We start from the raw sequence: 19749 nt of genomic DNA, 5'->3' as shown, positions 1-19749 counted from the left end.
TAGTCCGAATGCGATAAGATATGTGTTTATGGCTATAGCAGGCCAGTAGCGTATTACGGTCTGTTCGGATTATTGTAAAAAGGGCTATAGATCCAATTTTTATAATTTTCTTTTTGACTAGCTAGACAATATCTATTTTTATGTCTTTACTTTATCGGCTAATCCATAACTGGGGTTTGATAGAGTTTTTGCCTCATTACACCAAATAAAACTGAAAAATTTAAACGATACTCTAATTTGATCTGGGCTATTTAGAGCACCTTGTCTACCCTGCCGCTCTGCTGAACGGATACACTCATCATTGCTTTAAATATACTTTTCTTCAAGGTTATCAGTTATTCAATCAAAAACTTTGAGACCGCATTCGAGGTTGAGCAAATTTATGCACGCTCTCTATATCAATGCTGGTATTAGGGATATATTGCAAACCTCGAAACTCCACTTTAGCTCTAGCATTATCTGTAGTAGACGTAGTAACTGACTCTGTAGAACATGAAATTTGTTGAAAATCTGCATCTTCTTGGAAGTTTTGTGGCTTTTTTGAAACTGGAAGATTTTTTACATTTGTAGCATTAGGCTTCATATTGCGAACCATAGGTTTCATAGATGTAGAACTTTGTTGAAACCTTAAACTTTGAAAGTTCTGACGTTTCTCCTGAGTTTCAAGAATTTCATGTGTATGCACAACTTTCACTTTGATATCTTTAGGTTTCTTCCAATTTTTAGGGTTAATATTAACCCCTGGGCGTTCACGGTAATTTATCCCTACATTATCCATAACACCCATACAACAAGCACAAGGCGGTTTAGAAGTATCTATATAATCAAAACTAATTCCATTTTGTTTTGCAAAAGCACATAACTGCATTTCAGCGTGTGGAGCTCTATTTTCGGTGTAGTTTGTTGGTTTTTCTTCTGGTTCAATAAAAAACACTCTTTTAATACCCTTAGTTCTACACATTTTTTCTAACTTGTTCGTTATAAAAATATGATCTTCTCCCCACCCATACTCTGAAGTATTTATAATAGGCTTGCCTTTATTATCCACTTTTCCACTATCTTTACTAACTTGATAATTACATGCCAAATACAAGACTCCATCTTTTTCAGCAGCTGCAATTGTTTCATAATTCCTTTGCTCTTGATAAGTTGGAAGGGTTTCTACACTATGATCTTTTTCAAACTTGACTTTCAACACATAATTAGAATAAAAAGAAATGTTACTACTATGCTTGTGTTGTTCCTTACTACCTTCCATTTTAAGAGCTTTTTCAAAGGCTGGTTTGCATGCAGTCAAATACTTTGCTTTGTTCAATTCATCAATTGCCATATCCAATAGTCTCTTCGTCTTAGAAAATTTGGTTTTTCCTATCAGTCCTCCGAGTTTACCTTTATCGCTTTCTCTCATTTGACCTGTATATTTTACGTCTTTTTTTCCTTCCATTTTATCATTCATATATTTTTTTAATTCTTCATCATCTAGTTTTTCTATTATTCTCTTTATTTCACGTTCTAATTTTCCCTTTGCTTTTTCTGCTTCCTTTAAGGGTTTATTTATGAATTCCTCCACACTTTTTAATAATTTTTCCATAGATCTTTGAACACCTCTATTTTTGCTATTATCAAGTTCTTCAAGAATATCATCAATTAATTTAGGATCTTCTGTTCGCTCAAGCAATTTACACAAAATTTTATGATACTTTTCTGTAATATGGTTTTCTACTTTAGATATATTGTCACATTGTTGTTCGCTCTGTAGCTTTTCCTTATACTCCTGTTTCTGTTTTTCAAAATATTCAAGGTATCCACTTTCTTTATAGGATTGATATGCTTCTTGCATTTTTTTTCCAACATATCTCACTAGATGATTAGCGCCTTCTTTAAGGACAGGGCTCACAATATGCTGTGATATAACTCGTCCAGCCTTTTCGTGAAGCAATGATTTCCACTGATCAATTACTTCTTTTTTAAAGCTCTCATAATCTTTCTCTGTTTCTTGTTTTTGACTTAACTGGTCCTGCTCTACATCTTTTTCCGACTTATTTAGTCTATCTTTTATTTCTTGATCTAAGTTATTTAAAAGATTATTAGTAATCATTGTTATATTAGCAATCTGAGTGGAACGTTCTGACCAAACCACTATTTTGCTAATAGTATGAATAGGTAATTCTAAATTATTACCCATCTTACTTCTTTTCTCGGCAGCCTCTGCAATTCCCTGAGTTACGCTGCTAACTATCTTGTTGGCTATAGACAAGAACTTTTCCACACAATTTTGTTCAGTAAAAACACTCTCGGTTAAATCACTTACCATTTTTCTTGCACTTTCTTCTCCTAATGTCTTATAGGCTTTCCCCAGACTTTTGGAAATGTTATGCTTTTCAACCTCTTGTTCAATATTTGGTAAAATTTCAGAAGCTATGCCTTCACATAACGCTTGAAGGTAATTTTCAATAATCGTATCAACTCCTGCATTAGCTAAACCAAGGGCTACCCCTTCTATGGCTTTTAACGTAATACGCTTTGTAACTTCTTTCCCTACTACTTTCCAACCTGCAGTTTTAATCAATTGAGTACCAGACATTTCTGCTACTTTCTTACCAAATTCAAAATTAGGTCCGGCTAGTTTATGGCCAAAACGTGATACCTTAGCACCTCTTGAAAGATAAGCTCCTATACCAACAGTAACAGCTGTCATCATTAAACTTTCAAGCTTATGCTGTCCATAATCTTCCCAACTAAAATAACCTGATTTTAGAGCACTAGCAGCAAAGAAGAGATCATTTACACCCTCATTAACAAATGCAGCACCAACATGAGTCATAATACCCACTGAATATAACTCTATAGCAGTACCTATAGCTATTTGACTTACTCCCATAGCAGTTACTACTGCAGTGTTAAGAAGCATTTCTCGTGTCCATTTCTTTTCTTCTAACTGTAGAAGTTGATCTAACCCATTTAGAGAAAAAGCATGCACTTCTTCTATATTTCCAAATACACCTTGATCACTAAACTCAGTTAGAGGTTTTAGCTTACTATCAGGCACTTCTAAAGCTTTTAATGAACTTCTTGATCTTTTCAAAGTGCTGACAATATTTTTAATTGTATCTTCTTTCGCTAGCTGTAATCGGTTATCTAAAACTTTTTCCACTGTTTTATCAATACTTTGCGACGTGGTCAGTACATTTTCTTGGCTTCCTTCGGAAGAAAAGCTTAAGGGTTTTTGTCTTTTGTCAGGACTACTAATATAATAAAGATCGAGTAATAAAGATGCGCTAGCATTTTTAATATTTTCCTTGCTAATAGCTCTAATACCCTCATCTTGTATAGACTGTATTGGATCGTACTTGATAATCCACCCTTTCTCAACCAAGCAATCAAAAAGCTCTTCTACACACTTTTCTGGAATGAGTTTACTTTGAGAAAGTATACATTTAAATTTATCTTTAGTCATTTTTTGACTATATATACTCTTCAACTTTTCCTCTAAGTCCTTATCTTTGGTTGTCACCATGGTAGGTTTGATGATCTTCTGTTCTAATAATTCCAAGACTAAACTTTGATGTGGCTTGGTTATCAATTGCAGACGAACAGGAAATTTTTTTTCTTTTAGCCGTACTGCAATTTTTTGAAGGGCTATTCTATAGGTAAAACATGTAGATAATAGTCCTTTTACAACATTCTCATAAACTGGACAGAAAGAAAGTTGAACTTGTTTGATTTTATCAAATTTGATCTTTAGTCCATAAGCACTATTTTCTGAGTCATCCTTTTTCTCAAGAACTTTTCGCTCAACAAGCTCTGCTAAAATTTTTTCAGCTTCACTTGTAGTGATATTTACTTTAGTAAAGTCTTCTAGAGTAATAGAATCGTAACAAGGAAAAGTCATAGATTCAATTTTACTTAGGTCTATATGCGCTTTTCTGTTAAATGAAAGTACTCCTCTCTCTTTCAATACTTTATATTTGTCTTTGCCTACAATCTTTATAAAGTCATCTTTTTTAAAAATATTACCATTATTCTTTTGTTGCGTAACCCATTCTGCGTTTAAAAGGATCTGCTCATTGTTGAGCTCTAGAGTTTGCTTTTCTAACTCTTTTTGGTTTATTTTTCCAGTCAGATGGTCCAACAATGAAGGATTTATTTCTTTCAATTTTTCATTATTAACTACAACATACTTAACTTTTTCACTTAAGACTTCTTTTTTAATGAGCAATGTCCAAAATGCTTCTCTGCTAGGTAATGGTACTGCTTTTTTTAACGCTTTTTGAAATTCTTTCTCATTAATTTCCTTCCCTTCATGTTTGGAAAGAAAATTTTTTAGTGTTTTAACTGATACTCCATATCCAGCACTGATCACTTTTAGCTCTTCTTCAGAAATGCTCTTTTTTACTCTCGGCTTTTTTAGCATGCCCTTTTCAAGAAGATTTTTATATAGACTTTCAGCCAGCTCTTCCTTAATATCATAATTGACAAAAGATTGTGGAGTAATAGTGTGGCCAAAAATATCATCTATAGATCGTGAAAACATATAGTAAAGGTTAGCCAAGCTCTTTTGTTGTTCTTCATAAGCATCAATTTGAATAATGCTTTCATTATTATTTTTCTTGATTTCACCAATAATACCTGCAGCATTGATAGCAAACTTACTGTGCTCATCTAAAAATCTTGTAGCTTCTCGTAATTCTTTCTTGAATTCTTGTAGGTTTTGCTTATCTTCTTCTCCAATTTTTTCCCAATCAATTTTCTTTGCTAATGCAAATGCTTTATAATAATGCGCTGCTTCAGAAAAATATGGTTCTCTTGTAACTACATCGTCAAATAGTTTAATGGCACTTTCATGAGCATTTTTATGCTCATTATTTTGAGAGAGATACCTTCCAAGTTTAACCATTTGAACTGGATCCCCTTCAACCCAAGCTAACCAGCTTGTGCTATCATGTTCAATAATTGGAGTTGAAGGCCCGTCATCATAAGATGGTAACCACTTTTCGTTATACCTAGTGTCTAAATTTTTTAATTGTGAAATAAATTTGTCCAGTAGGTTGTGAAGATTTCTTTTATCCTGTTCATCTTTCAAATCTCTTATATATTTATTGTGTTCATCTAACCAGAAAGCCCATTTGTCCAAGCAACTCTGCAATAAAATTTCTTTAACGTCAGTAGGTACTTTTTTATCATTAAGGTTTTTCTTCAATTGTTTGTACTGCTCTTTGAATGTTTTAAAGCAGCTTTCTTCCATAGTAATCCTAGTATCATAGTAAGCTTTAATGTCAGATATACGATGTAATTCTTCCGCATCACGCTCTTTTTTTAAATCAAGTATTTTTAAGTTACTGTATTCTTGTCCTTTTGAATCTATAATGATTAATTGACCAGAACCCTGGTCTCCACTTCTTGCTGCTCGCCCAAATGCTTGCTGTTCAATTCGAATATTGTTAGGTAGATAAGTTAAATAAACATGCAATCCTCCTGCTTTTCTCAATTCTTCTGTAATTTTTATATCAGTTCCACGGCCAGCTAAGTTCGTTGCAATAATAATCTGTCCTTGCCCCAACTCTTTGTTACCTTGAACAATTTTAAATCCTTTATCAAACTCTTCGTAATCTCTTGTATATGTATGAACATGTTTTGCATCCTTTCCTCCAAAAGCTTTGTATAAAGTCTCTACATCATTTACTGTTTCACAGATGATTAAAATAGATCGTTTTTTTTCCTCAGTTAGCCTTTTTGTTTCATTACATATGCGCTTTATCCATTCATCTTTGCCAGTACAAAGAATAGGTTTTTCCTCATGAAATTGCTTAGACTTGGCTGTAGGGATAGTTACAAAGTCTACCTCATGTATCTCCTGTAATAAATCTCTTTCTCTCTGTGACCCTAAGGTCCCTGTCAGCCCATATAAATTGCTATACAATTTAAAAAAAGAAACGTTAGAGATAAAAACAGCTTTTAAGCTTTGTAAAGATAATTTACACCCATGTTTGAGTTGCAAAAATTGGTGTAGTGCTTCATCCCACTGAGAATTTGCTTGATCTGTTCCTGTATCTCTATCAAGAATTGTAATATTAGGATTGCGATCTGGACTACTTCCAGTTCTATCTACATCCACTACATAATCCTCTCCTGCTTTCATGAAGAACGCGGTTATAGCATTATTAATCCAAGATTCTAAGTGCTGTTCAATAAACGGTCTGAGATTATTGGGAACATGTATAAATTTTTCTCTTTCAATACACTCCTTTAAAAGGTAATTGAGACGATCTTTGTAACTAGAGAATTCAGGTAAAAGTATTTCATTGAGTTTATTATCATCAATATTTTCTTTTAATAATTTACCCTGATCGTCTAATACCTCAGCTTTAACCAAACATTCCCATATAATATTTTTTTGCTGCTCATTTAATTCAGACCCAAGTTTTCCAATATCTTCTTTTTTTATTAAACCATATAAGTCATTTAGTACTGCTTCTTTAATTGCCTTAGCGTTAAAAGTGTAGGAAAGTTCCTCATGGTCTCTAGCTGGTCTATTAATCCACTGCCAAATGTAAATGTAAACAGATTCCAGCTTATCTAGGCCTGCCAGATCATGAGATAAGTTCTCTAATTGCATAAAAGTCAACAATAATTTTTTGTATCATGAAAAATATTTTTTGATGTAAAATTCAGCTCTAATACAACCTTTTATTTATTATTGTATTATCTTATTCAATCAAAAGAGGTTTTATTGGCAATAAAAACATCAACACTAATTTCCAATTAATCTCTTTTAAACTATGTAGCCAATGAATATGTGGATAAATACGTCCACACAAACTTAAAGTATTTATCCACATATTCATTAAGCTTATAAAAACTAAGGTATCATTCTTTTCCTCTATAGTCTTAATGATTTTACATAAGTTAAAAGTAGCATGCTTCCATTGTTCTCTCCGCGGTCTAATATGGCTAATTCATATTGTAGCCAAGCCGCACTATACTTGTTAGGCGGAAGTGGACGGCAACATGTACGCCACGAAGTCTATGCTTCAACTTATCCTCTTGCTTATCCCTTCCATCGGCATTGCTATCTTTACTTTCAGTAAAATTATTGTTTTATACTTCTTTAGTGTTTATTGATAGCAAAACTCTTTTCTATCGATTAGCATCTTATGCATAATCACGGCTAATTTTCTTGCTACTGCAACAATTGCTTTTTTCATGCCCTTTTTCTTTTTAAGCTTCAATCCCCAGCTTCTTAATTTAAATGTCCTTTTACATTTTACCAGTAAGACCTGCGCGGCTTCATATAACATATTCCTACAGTCCACTGGTCCCATTTTTGATATACTTCCGTGTCGATCAATCTCACCAGAAGCGTACTGTCTTGGACTTAATCCCATATAGGCTCCAACTGTATAAGATGTTTCAAACCTATGCAGATCATCTATTGCAGCTTTATATGTCATTGCTACTATAATACCAACTCCTGGAACAGTAGTTAATAATTTACAATCCTCATCTTTTTTGCTTTGTTCTGAGAGCATTTTATCAAGTTTTCTTATTGATTCTTCTATTATTTCTAAACTATGTACTAATGATTCAATTGAGGTTTGGCTAATTTCATCTAGATTATTAACCATTTCTTGCACTTTTAAAGCAAAGTTTGCAGAACTAAGACGTTGATTAACTTTTATCCCGTATATTTTCAGTAATCCCCTTATTGTTCCCGCAATTTGCTCTCTGCAACGTATTAATTGTCTTCTGCTTCCAAGTATTATTTTAACCTGACAAGCTTCGTCTGATTTTACTAATACCTCCTTAAATAGCCCAACTCTCATCATTTGTGCTATGCCTCTTGCATCATTTTTATCATTCTTATTGATTCTCGCAGATAATGCTGCTGCCATATGCCTTGCATCTACACAAGTTACTGGTAATCCAAGATTCCTCAACTCTTTGCACATCGATATTGATAATTGCCCGCTTTCTATTCCTATGGACTCGTATTTTTTGTTTTGACCAAGCAGAAACTCAGCTATTGCACTGCTTTCACTTGCAACAACCCCTTCTTTAACAATTTTTCCTTTCTCATCAATGATACTAATAAAAGTTTCTTTGAGTGAGACATCTAACCCGCTATAATGTTTCATGAGACTACTCCTACTGTAAAAGTTTAAATTATTCTTGAAGAACTAATTCATTGAATTTGTTACTTCGTGCTAAAATAATGGAGTATGTCTCTCCATCATTCAATAGCAATTACAGTATGTACAACATATTGTTACCTTTATCAAGCAACATACTATCTACTTCATCAACAATTACATTGTTAAAATCACGATCTCCTAAAATATTCTTTTCATTATTCTTTACATAGAATCTATCCAGCAAATAGTCGCGCTGAAAATTAGATAGATCACCATATACCACCTCACATGAATATGCTTCCTTTCTTTTTTCAATATCTTCGCTACAGTTATGTGATACATTAATACCAAACAAGTTATAGATATCTCTATTACCTTCAGCATCACGTTTTGCCAATACTGAAGAGCTAGTTATAATATCTACTTTCTCTCCACAAAGTGCTTTCATAATTGATGCTGCTACTACAATCAATGATTTGCCTTCTCCAGTAGACACTTGTGCTAGGGTACTACGATCATTTGTCAATAATGCTAATACAGTTAATTTTTGAGTATCACGAAGCTTAAATACTCTTTTTAGTTCTAATTCTTTTTTTAACTCTATTGCTCTACATATTACAGCAAGCATTTCCTCTTTAACATCTTGCTTTCCTTTACCAATATTGCTGTGAAATTCTTTTACCCAATTTTTAATATCATCTTCTGTAAAACTACCTACAGATTTTCCACCGATTACATATTTCTCATCACAAATACTCTTAATGGAGTCTGCAATTTTTGATAAATTGTCTTTAATTTTTTCTGAAGTATTACCTTTACCTTTAATTAGTTCAACTAACTGCGTTATCTTCCGTTCTTCTTTATTAGCAGTAAACTCCTGCTGCATTTTCTGTTCCCACTTATCAATGCTACAACTGTTAAGGGTATTTAACTCTTTTTCACTTAAGTTCCATTTTTCATTATGAAAATTAGATAAAATATTAGTAAGCTTATCAGATGACAATTCTTGTTTTTTCTTCTCTAGAGCCTCTATAAATTTCTCCGCTAAAAGAGTGCCAAAAATATTCTCTATAGATAAAAGATAGTAAGAAGCTGTTGGTAAGTCACCCTTTTGCCAATTTACTAATTCTAATAGCTTGCATGTCCAGTATTTTTCTTTCAGTGCATAAGGCCACTCAGATAACTCTAGTCCTTCTAAACTAACTGTTTCATTTGGAATATTACTTAATAAATGCAGAATATCTTCAATGCATTGAGTAGAAATAGGATTGCTTGATTTATGTTGATCCAACTTTACTTTAAATAACAGTAAAACGTCCTTACTTTCTATTTTTGATAAGTACTTTCTCCATTCAGGTTTCTCTATTAATGTTTTTTTGAAATAATCTTCGAGTTGTAATAATATCAATTCATCTATCCAACTCTTTTGAGGATAAGCTGCAACTATCCAACAAAAGATATTCAATTCTTTTTTATCTTCAATAACAGAAGTTAGAATTGAGTTCACTAAACAATATAATTCTTGAGAGGATACATGTCTTCCTTCGCTAGAAAAGCTTTTCAACATGTTATGCAAAATTCCTTGCTGCCCAATATATTGAGATGTAATTTTGTTCAATCGCTCTTTTAACTGTTGTTTTTTCCCTTTAGGAAAGTATTCTATAATTTTTTCTATATCTTCCTCTTCATTAAAATATTGTTCATCTTCTGAAGGACTGTTATTGGATAAAAAAGCTTTATTCTTTAAGTAATTATCAAATTCTTGTTTTTGTTTAAATGGTTCAATTTCTATAAGAATCCTTGCGTAAAAATTATCTTTTTTCTTACGCTCTTGCTCTAACTTTAAGTAGTTTCCATCTATATTTAATTGTATAAATTCATTATCTCTACATAATATGTGAATAATTTGCTTAGATGAAGGATTGTGATCACCTTGCAGAAACAATTTATTATCTTGATTTTCAGCGTATAATCTAATATTAACATCGAAAATGTAGGCTAATAATTCCCTATAGCTTTCTGATAATAAGCCTTTTTCTTGAATATAATCATCGTATTTCTGAAGAACAGCTTGATCTTTGCAACACTCTTTCCAATCATATTCTTGTCTAAGTTGATTATTAAAACGATTATAAAGAGCCTTCAAAAAATCGTCTTTTTGTATTTTTTCTTCTAGCTTACTTCTTAGAGATTTATCTTTAATACTTTCAATCCATAAACCAAATACTTCTGCATGTCTTGGCTGGGATAGCTCTCTTTTAAACGCCTCAAAGAATATATTCAAACTATGTTCTTGATCTTTTAGAAATTTTTTATGTTTGTTATAATATTTTTTAACATCTGTATGTTCCTCTTCTAATTTTCCTACTTCTAAAACAAACGCTCTAATTGAGTATTTTAAAGCTTTATTCTCTGTATTCTGTAATTCTTCTTTATAAAATTTAGAAATTTTTTCACGCTGTTCTTTGCTATTTTCATAAAGATATTGATTCAGAGTTCCTAAAATATGGTGAGAAATATTGTTATCATTTTCTTTTGCTTCAATAAGATATCTTGCTGCATTTTCAGGTGTTAATTCTATATTATCTGTAACTTCCTGATAAAGTGGTAATTGCTTTGCAATTTCTTGCAATATAGCAAATCTATACTTATCAAGTAAAAGCTTTTCTATATCTTTTAGCTTGCTGTTCTCTGTGTTACTCTGCAAGCTTCTCGTGTTAGTAAAGCTACTTTCTAAAGCGCCAAAGACTAAAAATAGCTGACTAAGCTGAGATAAATTCAGTTCTGTCTTTTTTAACTGAAACCAATTATCTAGAAGCGATGGTTCTTTTGCTAGCTTGTCAATCAAACTTTTAACATCAACTGTCTCTCTGTAAGTGGTACTAGATGTTGTAATAAAGATATCATTATAATGCTTACTTTTATTCTGGTAAGGAGAATGACGCTTAATTCCTAATTCTGTAGTTTGCTTTTCCTGCTGCTCTTGATTTTCAACAATTGCTTGCAAAGCACGTTGTTTAGTACTCTCTAAATCGAATTGTAAATTCCGTAACGTGCTTCTTTCCATAAAGCTCAAATGATGAGAATAGTTAGCTAAAATGCTACTTTGTGAAATGTTCTTTTTCCTTACAGCTTGTGCATGATGCTGTCGGTCGTTATTCTGTCTGGTACTCTTCCTTTCTTCATACCTTTTTTGCTTTTTGTGCTCAATCTTAGAAGGCTTCAGTTCAGCATATATATCCCCTTCACCTTTACGTTCTTTATAGGGACATCGTATACGTTTTGGTGAATTATCACTATAGTACCTTAACTCAACTTTACTTTTTTCTTTTACACCAGAAAATTTAGGCCATTCTTCTGTAAAAAACTTCGAAATTGAATAGTCCATATAACCCATATCCCAACCATTTTCTCCACGATCACCATATAAGCCTCCCTGTCCTTTTTCTCCTTCTTTCCCTTGCTTAACTTCTTTTATAATATTGAATTCCTGGCTGCTTTCTGGGTTTTTTACTGTTATTTCTCCAGCATATCCACCTTGACCACCTAATCCGTATTCTCCACCATGTCCTCCAGGTTGACCTAATGATCCTTTATAAAGCAGAAAAGCTTGGCAATTTGTAGTCATACCTGCACGTTCAAAAGAAAAGATAATCTCGTTTTCTTGATTCGTCATTGCATTTATGAAAATATTTCCCTCAAAAGGATATTTCTCTTTGCCTCCCCTTCCATAACTCCTACCATGACGTTCTTTTGTTTTTTTAGAATCTTCTATAACCTCTTCAATAACTTCTTCATTAAAAGTCACATCACTTTTGAAAGGAAATGTACCTCGTTTGCTTTCATACCACTCAGATATTATGACTCGTGAATCTTTTTTGATGTTAGTAACAGTTTTTAATATATTAGTTGCTCTTTCTACGTGGGTAAATTTAGCGGCCGGAGGAAATTTTTCATCAAATTCTGTCTTTGTAACACCTTTTCCATCTTCACCATCCCTTCCATCACCACCATCTTGTCCTTTACTACCCTTACCACCATTTGAAATAATGGTAAAATTTTTCGGATTTTCTATTTTCTCTACTAGAATCAAGACATTGCCACCACTTTCCCCAGGATAACCATCTGCTCCTTGTTTACCATGACCATCTTTTCTAGTACCTGCATTATCGGAATAGGTATGATCGTTGTCTTTTCCAGATATATCCCAGATTACTTGATCATGAACTTTTATTGCTTTTGTTAAAATAACTACATTCCTTCCCTGCCAAACTTCACTCTTAAGATTTATATCAATATGTATAATATCAGCACCAACAAAACGTACTTCATCTATGTTTGGATTTTCTAAAAGTGTATTTTCTAATTGCCGTAAAATTTCACTGACAACAATGTTCTTTCCTTTCACTTCAACAACCAACCGACCATCTATTCCTCTTTTTTGTATTCCTACTGGTTTTATATAAGCACCTATAACTTCCTTAAACTTGTCTATTAAAAAAAGACCTTCTTCCTTTAAGCCCTCTGTTGCTTCTTGCAAAACTATAAGATTTTCACCATAAATACCTACTTCAAGCTTCATAATATTATTGATCAACTCATCAAACGATAAATTACCACGATAAAAATCTTCTAATTCTAGTTCAGCAATAATTGATTGAAGACTTTTAGAGAAACTTAAAAAATTAACAAAAGCTTCTAGAAGCACTAACTCTTTTTTGGCAGAATCACTATAGGCAACTATTTGTTCCAAGCACTCTTTTTTAAACTGACTTATGAAAAATTTTTCATCTTCTTTCCTAACCAATTTATAGTGCTCCATTAAAAGGGTATAATACTCAAGTTGGTTCAAAGGATTAGGAATCTGGCTTAAACCTTTTATATTATCTAATGAATTAAAAATCTCTTGAATAACAGTACGGCTTTTACTTCCAGTTAGTTCTTTGAGTAAATTTGTTGTTTCTCGTAGCCAAAACCTTGTGCAATATTTTACATATTTTCTCTCAATATAAGCGTTGTCAATAGTGCTAAGCAGTTTATGAAACTTTTCCTCTATATAACTTTTAACCTGCACTAAGTTACTTTTGTGCTCTGCAATTTCTTTACTAATAATATCTTTTATCTCCTGTTTCTTATCACTATGTTCCTTCGTTGCATTTACAGTTTTTTTGAGATTGTCACTAGTTCTCTGATACCGCATACTCAGTGCAGATTGGCCAGCCAATTGATACACTTGACCTAAATAATCAGACTGCTCTGCAGTAATGAAAGTATTTTTATGCTCAGGTACAGTAATCGCATCTTCTAGTATGCTAATTACTCTTAACAGCTGAATATTTTGAATCTGCTGCCTATTCTCATTAGAGCATTGTTGCAAAGGAATATGGTTGATATGACCTAAAACAATACATAACTTTATATACTTTTTCATATTAGAAGCTCTATATTGTGTTAGCAGATTGTTCTGCTGCTTATATATTTCATTTATTTCTGCCAAAAATTTTTCAGCATCATTCTTTAATCCTTTTGTCTCGCCTGAATAGTCTTCGCTAGAAACTTCAGCAAGCTTCTCTAAACATTTTTCTAGATATCTTTGAATACTGTCTAAATCAATCTTATACTTATTGAATAATTCATCATTATAATAGCACGCAAGGTTAAAATAATGGTAAGCTAAGCGTTTACAATACTGCGAATAAGACCAAGAATTAGTATTTTCTCTTATGTCCTTCCTTAGCTCTCTATACCGTTTATTTAATTCTTCTGACACGTTTGCTAGCCAAGGCTCATTTCCTACCCAACTCCCCAAAGAATTTAAATACTGAATAGCTTGCTCAATATTCAAAAAAGAGCTTACATTTTTTCCACTGTCACTAATCTGTTGATTTTGAACATTAAACATATATAACTCCTACCTATTTTGTTGTCTACTTACTGCTGGTTCCACAGATGGCTGATCTATATTAGTGCTACATTCTTTTTGAAAAAAAGATTCAAGAAAATCCATCGTTGTCTTATGATCACTTTCTGACTTTTTAATTCTCTCTTCATTATTTGAGCCTTTTTCTTCTATCTTCAATTTTCTTGCTGTATTTAAGCTTTGATAATCTATAGGAGCTTCTTTTTCTTCCAGAAATCCAGCATTTATCAAATGTTCTTTGCAGAGTATCAATTCATAACTGCCCTTATTATCTTTACGTGCAGTTCTGCCCTTAATCTGTGTTTCTTCTTTTATATCAAGTGAAAAGAATGTCTGTATAACATGCACCCCGCCGCTATTTTCTACAGCAACACTAGACCTAAAATCAACACCACGACCCATACCTCTTGTTGCTAGCGTTATTGTTTTTGCAATACCTGCTTCATCAATGTACTTTTCTTTGGTATGCTCTTCCGTATTTTCTGTTAATATGTGTAAGCGATAAAATCTACCGAAGAATTTTTCTTTAAACTTGCTTATTTCTATATCTGTATTAAAAAATATTAATACTGATTGTCCTAAACCAACCCTAGAGTTTGCATGACTAAAAATTTTACTGAGCCATTCTTCTTCTGAATTCTGAGATGTAAAATTTTCACTTGAATTAAATTTTAAATGAGAATCACCAAAAAAAGATGGCATGATGGAATTTTCTCTGATGTTATAAGATTCTCTTACTGCTTTTTTTTCATGCTCATCTAGCGTAGTCAAGGTACCACTCACTCCTAAGATAAGAGGATATTCCTTAGGCAATTCTGCATAAGACACTTTGCCACAGTTTATATTCAAATATCCATAATTTTCACGATTAAAGTCTTTTTTCTTCAATCTAAAATAATTAAATATGTTATAGTAACCAGAGTAAGTGTAAATGGAATATACTCCATCCGATCGTATATAACTTATGATTCCTTTATCGTTAATTTTATAGTTGTTAATGTACCAGTCTTTATCACTTCCTTTTGCAACCTTTATTGCAGCATCAATCATTTCCTCTAGATGTTCTTGATAGAGAGAACGATTAGCATATTCTTTTTTAATAACCACATTATCTTCTTCTTTCAAAAGATAGTATTTTCCAGGTTTAAATAAAAATTTATTAAATTCTTTAAAATTTTGATTTCTTTCTCCTATTTTTTTATTAGTAAATTCTTCCAACTCTTTCAAAATAGTACTTTTTTCATAATTTTTGCTGGCCATTTTCCATATTTTTTCTTGAATACTAGCTAGTTCTGGAATACCTGTAGTGTTACATGCACCATAAGTATTCCCATAGAATTGATCAGAAAAGAAAACATCCACTTCATCTATTAAAAGAGTAGTATTACTGATATCCTCTTGCTTTATCTGTCCAGATTGCTCCGCGCTGTGATTTAAAATACGACCTTCAACTAATTCTCTTAAACCTTGCTTCTTGCCATTTACCTCAGGCTTTATCACTTCATTTGCCATCTCCTCAAATGTACCATAAGTTATCTTGTCACCAATACCAAACTCCTTAAAAAAGCCGTTAAAATCTTGTTGATCTCGAGTTGCTAAGTATTCACTATAACAAACAGTTCTGACCTTATGACCTGTCAATACTAATAGTGAAGAGAGTAAACCTAGTACAAGCGATTTGCCTTGTCCTGTTAAGACTTGCGCAAGATGCTTATCAACACCTTTAGAGTCTTTATCAACACTTAACAATCGCAAAATGCATAATATTTGAATGCAATGCGGCTTTAAGCTCTTTCCTGTACTTGTAATATCTTTTGATTCCTGTATAGACCACACAGCAGCTAATCCAGCAAGAAGATCAGGTAAAGTTTCTTTCTTGAATGTTAAATCCCACTCATGGATTTTAATTTCTTTAGATTGCTTCTTTACTTCTTTAGTAATAAAATCGATCTTATCTTGATAGCTTTTCCCGAAAGTCTCTTGTATGTAAGAATTAAATTTTTCTAAGTATCTATTATAGCAATCTCTTAGTGCTTCTACTGTGCTGTTACTGTTTTCTTTTCTATATAGCTCTAAAGCTTTATCTATATCAATCTCATCTTGTTTTCTTAAATACCAAAAAGATTCCCCTATGATACCAATTCGTTTTTTAAAATCCTTATAAGAGCTGCTATTATCTACTACAGAAATAAACGGCTTGGTACTTTCTTCTTTGAATGTATCGAAAGATATATAATTAGGTTGTTCCTTGAGATAAAGAAAAGATTTCTTAATTGCTGATAGTAACTCACTTGCCGCACTTAAATTATTGTCATTAGACCATTTCTTTTGCCTCAGTAAATTACTTACTCTATTTAATAGATCTTGAGTGATTTCAATAAGGTAATGATTAGGGATCTTTTGGCAATTTTTAATGAAATTTTCAGGATTTAAAACTTTATATGAATTTTTATCTTTATTGGCTACCTCTACTTCAGTTAAGTCATTAGCTTCTTTAATAAGCCAATTGAATTCTATACTATTTAAATCCTCTAAAAATTCATTAAACGATCTAAAGTACTTAATGAACCCTTGTGATTTTACTTTTTTATCAAGTGCAGTACTTGCAATATCAAGTAGTGTGTTACGTATTGCTTCCATGTTTTGCTTGAACTCCCCATAAGGAAACTTATCAGGAATTTTTTCTAAAATAAATTCTCTATTCTTCCAATACTCGTTATATACATCTACCAAGTCTCTAAAATCACCGGATTGTTCATCTAAAAACGCCTTCTTAATAGATTCTATTTGTTTTGTTAAAATATCTCGATCAATTTCTGAAACTTCTTTTGAGAGATAAGGACTTGTTTGTGCTATAAATCTTATAACATTATGTGTTGCTATTCGAAATGACTCATAATGATCACCTTCTGTGTTTTTAATAAAATCAGTATAGCCTTTTATGAGAGGTTCAAATAACTTTAATTCTTCTTTGGAAAGTAGGTTGGCAATAGCATTGTTAAGAATATAAATCCATACTAAGCGCTCCTCAGGTATAGCTGACAACTTGTCACTGCTAACAAACAAGTTCTTGATGATAGATTGCCGTAATGTTTTATCATTCTCAAATTTCCTTTTGTTAGAATAATAACCTGGTTCAAAATGTTTCATTAGTGTAAAGATAAAGCGATATTGCTGCTCAAGAGAGTCATTTAAAGAGGAAGTTGATGGCCAATTTATAGTTTTTATCAAGCCCCATTTTCCTTGTTCATTTTTTTTAAGCAAATTATTAACAGGAATATCTGTTTTATCGCTAATCTCTAAAATTAACTCCTGAAAGCTCTTACAAAGATAAAAATAAATAGGATGAGTTAAAGGTGCAAAATCCTTCAGCGAATTGTACTTCATTATTTCATTTACCTTTCTAAATAAAGCACCCCACACATCACCTACAAGGTCCAGAAAAGGTTGCTCACTCATCATATCAACTAGATCTGCAAACAACACCATATCTTTATTACTGATATAAAATATCGATTTATCATGCAAGTCAGATAAGTGATCTACCATAACAGATGGAGCCATCACAAAAATAGATCCGAAATATTTATCATGTAAGGTGTTTCTATGATTATTTATTCCTTCTTTACAGATTTGCTGTAATCCTATCAGTAAATCACTTGTGTAAAATTGATCAACTCGAGAAAACTCTTTCTTTCTTACATCCAGAGTTCTTTCTCTATTAAGTAATCGTTGACTACTACTATTTGTCTCGTGTGAAATGCCCTTATTCTTAACTATATCATCTAATATTGATATATTACTAGGGAGCTTTCTCCAATCTTCTAATCTTTTAGAAAACTGAAAAAGATCCTCTGCATACTCAAGATTATCTGCAGTTTTACCATTTCTACCATGCAAAAGCTGTTTAAACTGTTCATAAGCTTTATCCCTGTCATTTAATAATTCATCTTCTATAATTTTAGTAATTTTAAGCTTTTTAAGAAAATTTCGTTTTATATCTATAGGATGCCCAGCAAAATCCAACTCTTCAATCTTGTCGAAGCTCACTCTTGCAATAAAGTTTTCCTGATCAAAAGTAAATAAATAACCTGGACTTTGCTTCCTGATATAAACTGTTTTATTATTATGTGGATGAGTAAATTGACACGAATCTAATTCTATCAAATGATTATTCTTCCATTGTCCCTCTATATATCCATTTTCACCAAATGACTTCCTTGTTCCCTTATTTTCATTAAAGCTACTTTGGCCAACTTTTTTAGATTTGCCGTCTTTCCAAGTATGCTGCTTAAAATTTGATACAGTAGGAATAGACTCTAGGTCAGAATCACTTTCGCAAGATATAGAAGATCTCTCAACCTTACTAGGATTATCACTAGCATCACAGTACTCCTCATAAGAAGACAACAATTCCTGTTGACTAAGGCCATTATTAGATCTTTTCTTCCTATTTTCTGATAAACCTGATGGTTGTTCTCTTAGGCTACCGACTTGATTAGAAGGACCTGGCTGAAGTTTTTGCTTTTGGCCTGATTTAGGCTGACGATCATCAGAGGATTTTGAATGTTTTTTCTCTATCAGCTCAAGAATTTCTGAATTAATTTTCTCTTTATTTTGAATCACTTGCGTTTGCTCATCAAATGAATCACTGCTCTTTATAGTCTTAATTAATTCTTCTTCAGGTGTTATCTCATCGTCATAATCAGAAAAAGATTGTTGCTTATTGTGTTGTGTACTCAGTATTGGCTCGAAATGTGCATTACCCCTATTTATTATGTGTATAGTATATTGATCATCATAGTTTATATTATCTAACGAAAGAGGGCCTGAAAAACTGATAAGCTGATGTATATTATCCAATCCATCAAAAGCTGTCATATCTACTAATAGACTAGATGCCTCTTCAGAATTATCTTTTTGTAATTGTGAAGCGAGTTCTTTATCAGAATTAGAATTGCTTATTATTAATCTGATGTTATCACTAAACTCTCTTGCATTATTCAATACTTGTTGTTGCAAATGTAAAAGATATGATGACTTTTCAACAATATGAAGCTTTACCTGATACTCTTTGCAGAGTATTCTACCTTCAACTTCAGGGTCACCCCATCTGTTACTATTGAGGATGTTACTCGTATAAGAATCTAGAGTTTCACTACGTACTCTGCCACTATTGTCATGACTGTTAGCAATAGCATTTATGAACCATTCTGGTGGACTATTTTGCGCAAACTTTTTGCAATATTGTCGCAGTTGTTCAACAGTAACTTCTATTCCTAATTTCTCCTCTAACCCTTGCTTAAATGAATCAAAGAAACAGTTTCCATCAGCAATTGCCTGTCCTATCTTGAAATTCTCTGGCAATCCTAGATTATCATCTGATCGTTTGAAGCGGAGTTGCTGCTTTACATATTGTACTCCTTCCAATGTTTCTGGACTAGTTTTCTCTTTTTTAAAGTAATCTATTGAATGTTCCACCTTCAGCATAAAACCCCACTTTATTTTACATAAAAACCTATGATTATATTAGATTTCTTATATGATTATATTAGATTTCTTATATGCTAATAGATAAAATTGGCAATGCAAGTAATTTTTATGTATATTTTGGTATTTTATCTTCGGGCTATTTTTTTAAGTTTTTAAGCTGGTAATTGATGTTGATCTTTATTTATCATTAAATTCTATTTTTAC

The 19749-nt window shown here is 32.3% G+C and carries 4 protein-coding genes; all 4 read right to left on the bottom strand.

Features of this window, described 5'->3' with window-relative positions; translation table 11 throughout:
• Window positions 1-343: 343 nt before the first annotated feature.
• The 4 genes from MJ631_RS01080 to MJ631_RS01065 all read right to left on the bottom strand — a co-directional run bounded on the left by MJ631_RS01080 (window position 344) and on the right by MJ631_RS01065 (window position 19542).
• Complete coding sequence (locus tag MJ631_RS01080) at window positions 344-6616, bottom strand: hypothetical protein (RefSeq protein WP_262986479.1); 6273 nt, start codon at window positions 6614-6616, stop codon at window positions 344-346.
• A 499-nt stretch (window positions 6617-7115) separates the two neighbouring features.
• On the bottom strand, window positions 7116-8135 hold the full coding sequence (locus MJ631_RS01075; protein WP_214303242.1) for an IS110 family RNA-guided transposase: 1020 nt from the start codon (window positions 8133-8135) through the stop codon (window positions 7116-7118).
• 109 nt (window positions 8136-8244) lie between these two features.
• Complete coding sequence (locus MJ631_RS01070) at window positions 8245-14034, bottom strand: hypothetical protein (RefSeq protein ID WP_262986478.1); 5790 nt, start codon at window positions 14032-14034, stop codon at window positions 8245-8247.
• Between the two features lie 9 nt (window positions 14035-14043).
• Window positions 14044-19542 (bottom strand): OTU domain-containing protein, encoded by a 5499-nt coding sequence (locus MJ631_RS01065; RefSeq protein ID WP_262986477.1) that lies wholly within the window; start codon window positions 19540-19542, stop codon window positions 14044-14046.
• Window positions 19543-19749: the final 207 nt, after the last annotated feature.

The organism is Wolbachia endosymbiont of Oryzaephilus surinamensis (assembly GCF_025617515.1).
Taxonomy (GTDB): domain Bacteria; phylum Pseudomonadota; class Alphaproteobacteria; order Rickettsiales; family Anaplasmataceae; genus Wolbachia.
This window is presented reverse-complemented; position numbering and strand designations above follow the sequence as displayed.

Excerpts from the sequence above, each read along its gene's own strand:
- MJ631_RS01080 (WP_262986479.1), bottom strand. The coding sequence starts at position 6,616 with ATGCAATTAGAGAACTTATCTCATGATCTGGCAGGCCTAGATAAGCTG.
- MJ631_RS01075 (WP_214303242.1), bottom strand. The coding sequence starts at position 8,135 with ATGAAACATTATAGCGGGTTAGATGTCTCACTCAAAGAAACTTTTATT.
- MJ631_RS01070 (WP_262986478.1), bottom strand. The coding sequence starts at position 14,034 with ATGTTTAATGTTCAAAATCAACAGATTAGTGACAGTGGAAAAAATGTA.
- MJ631_RS01065 (WP_262986477.1), bottom strand. The coding sequence starts at position 19,542 with ATGCTGAAGGTGGAACATTCAATAGATTACTTTAAAAAAGAGAAAACT.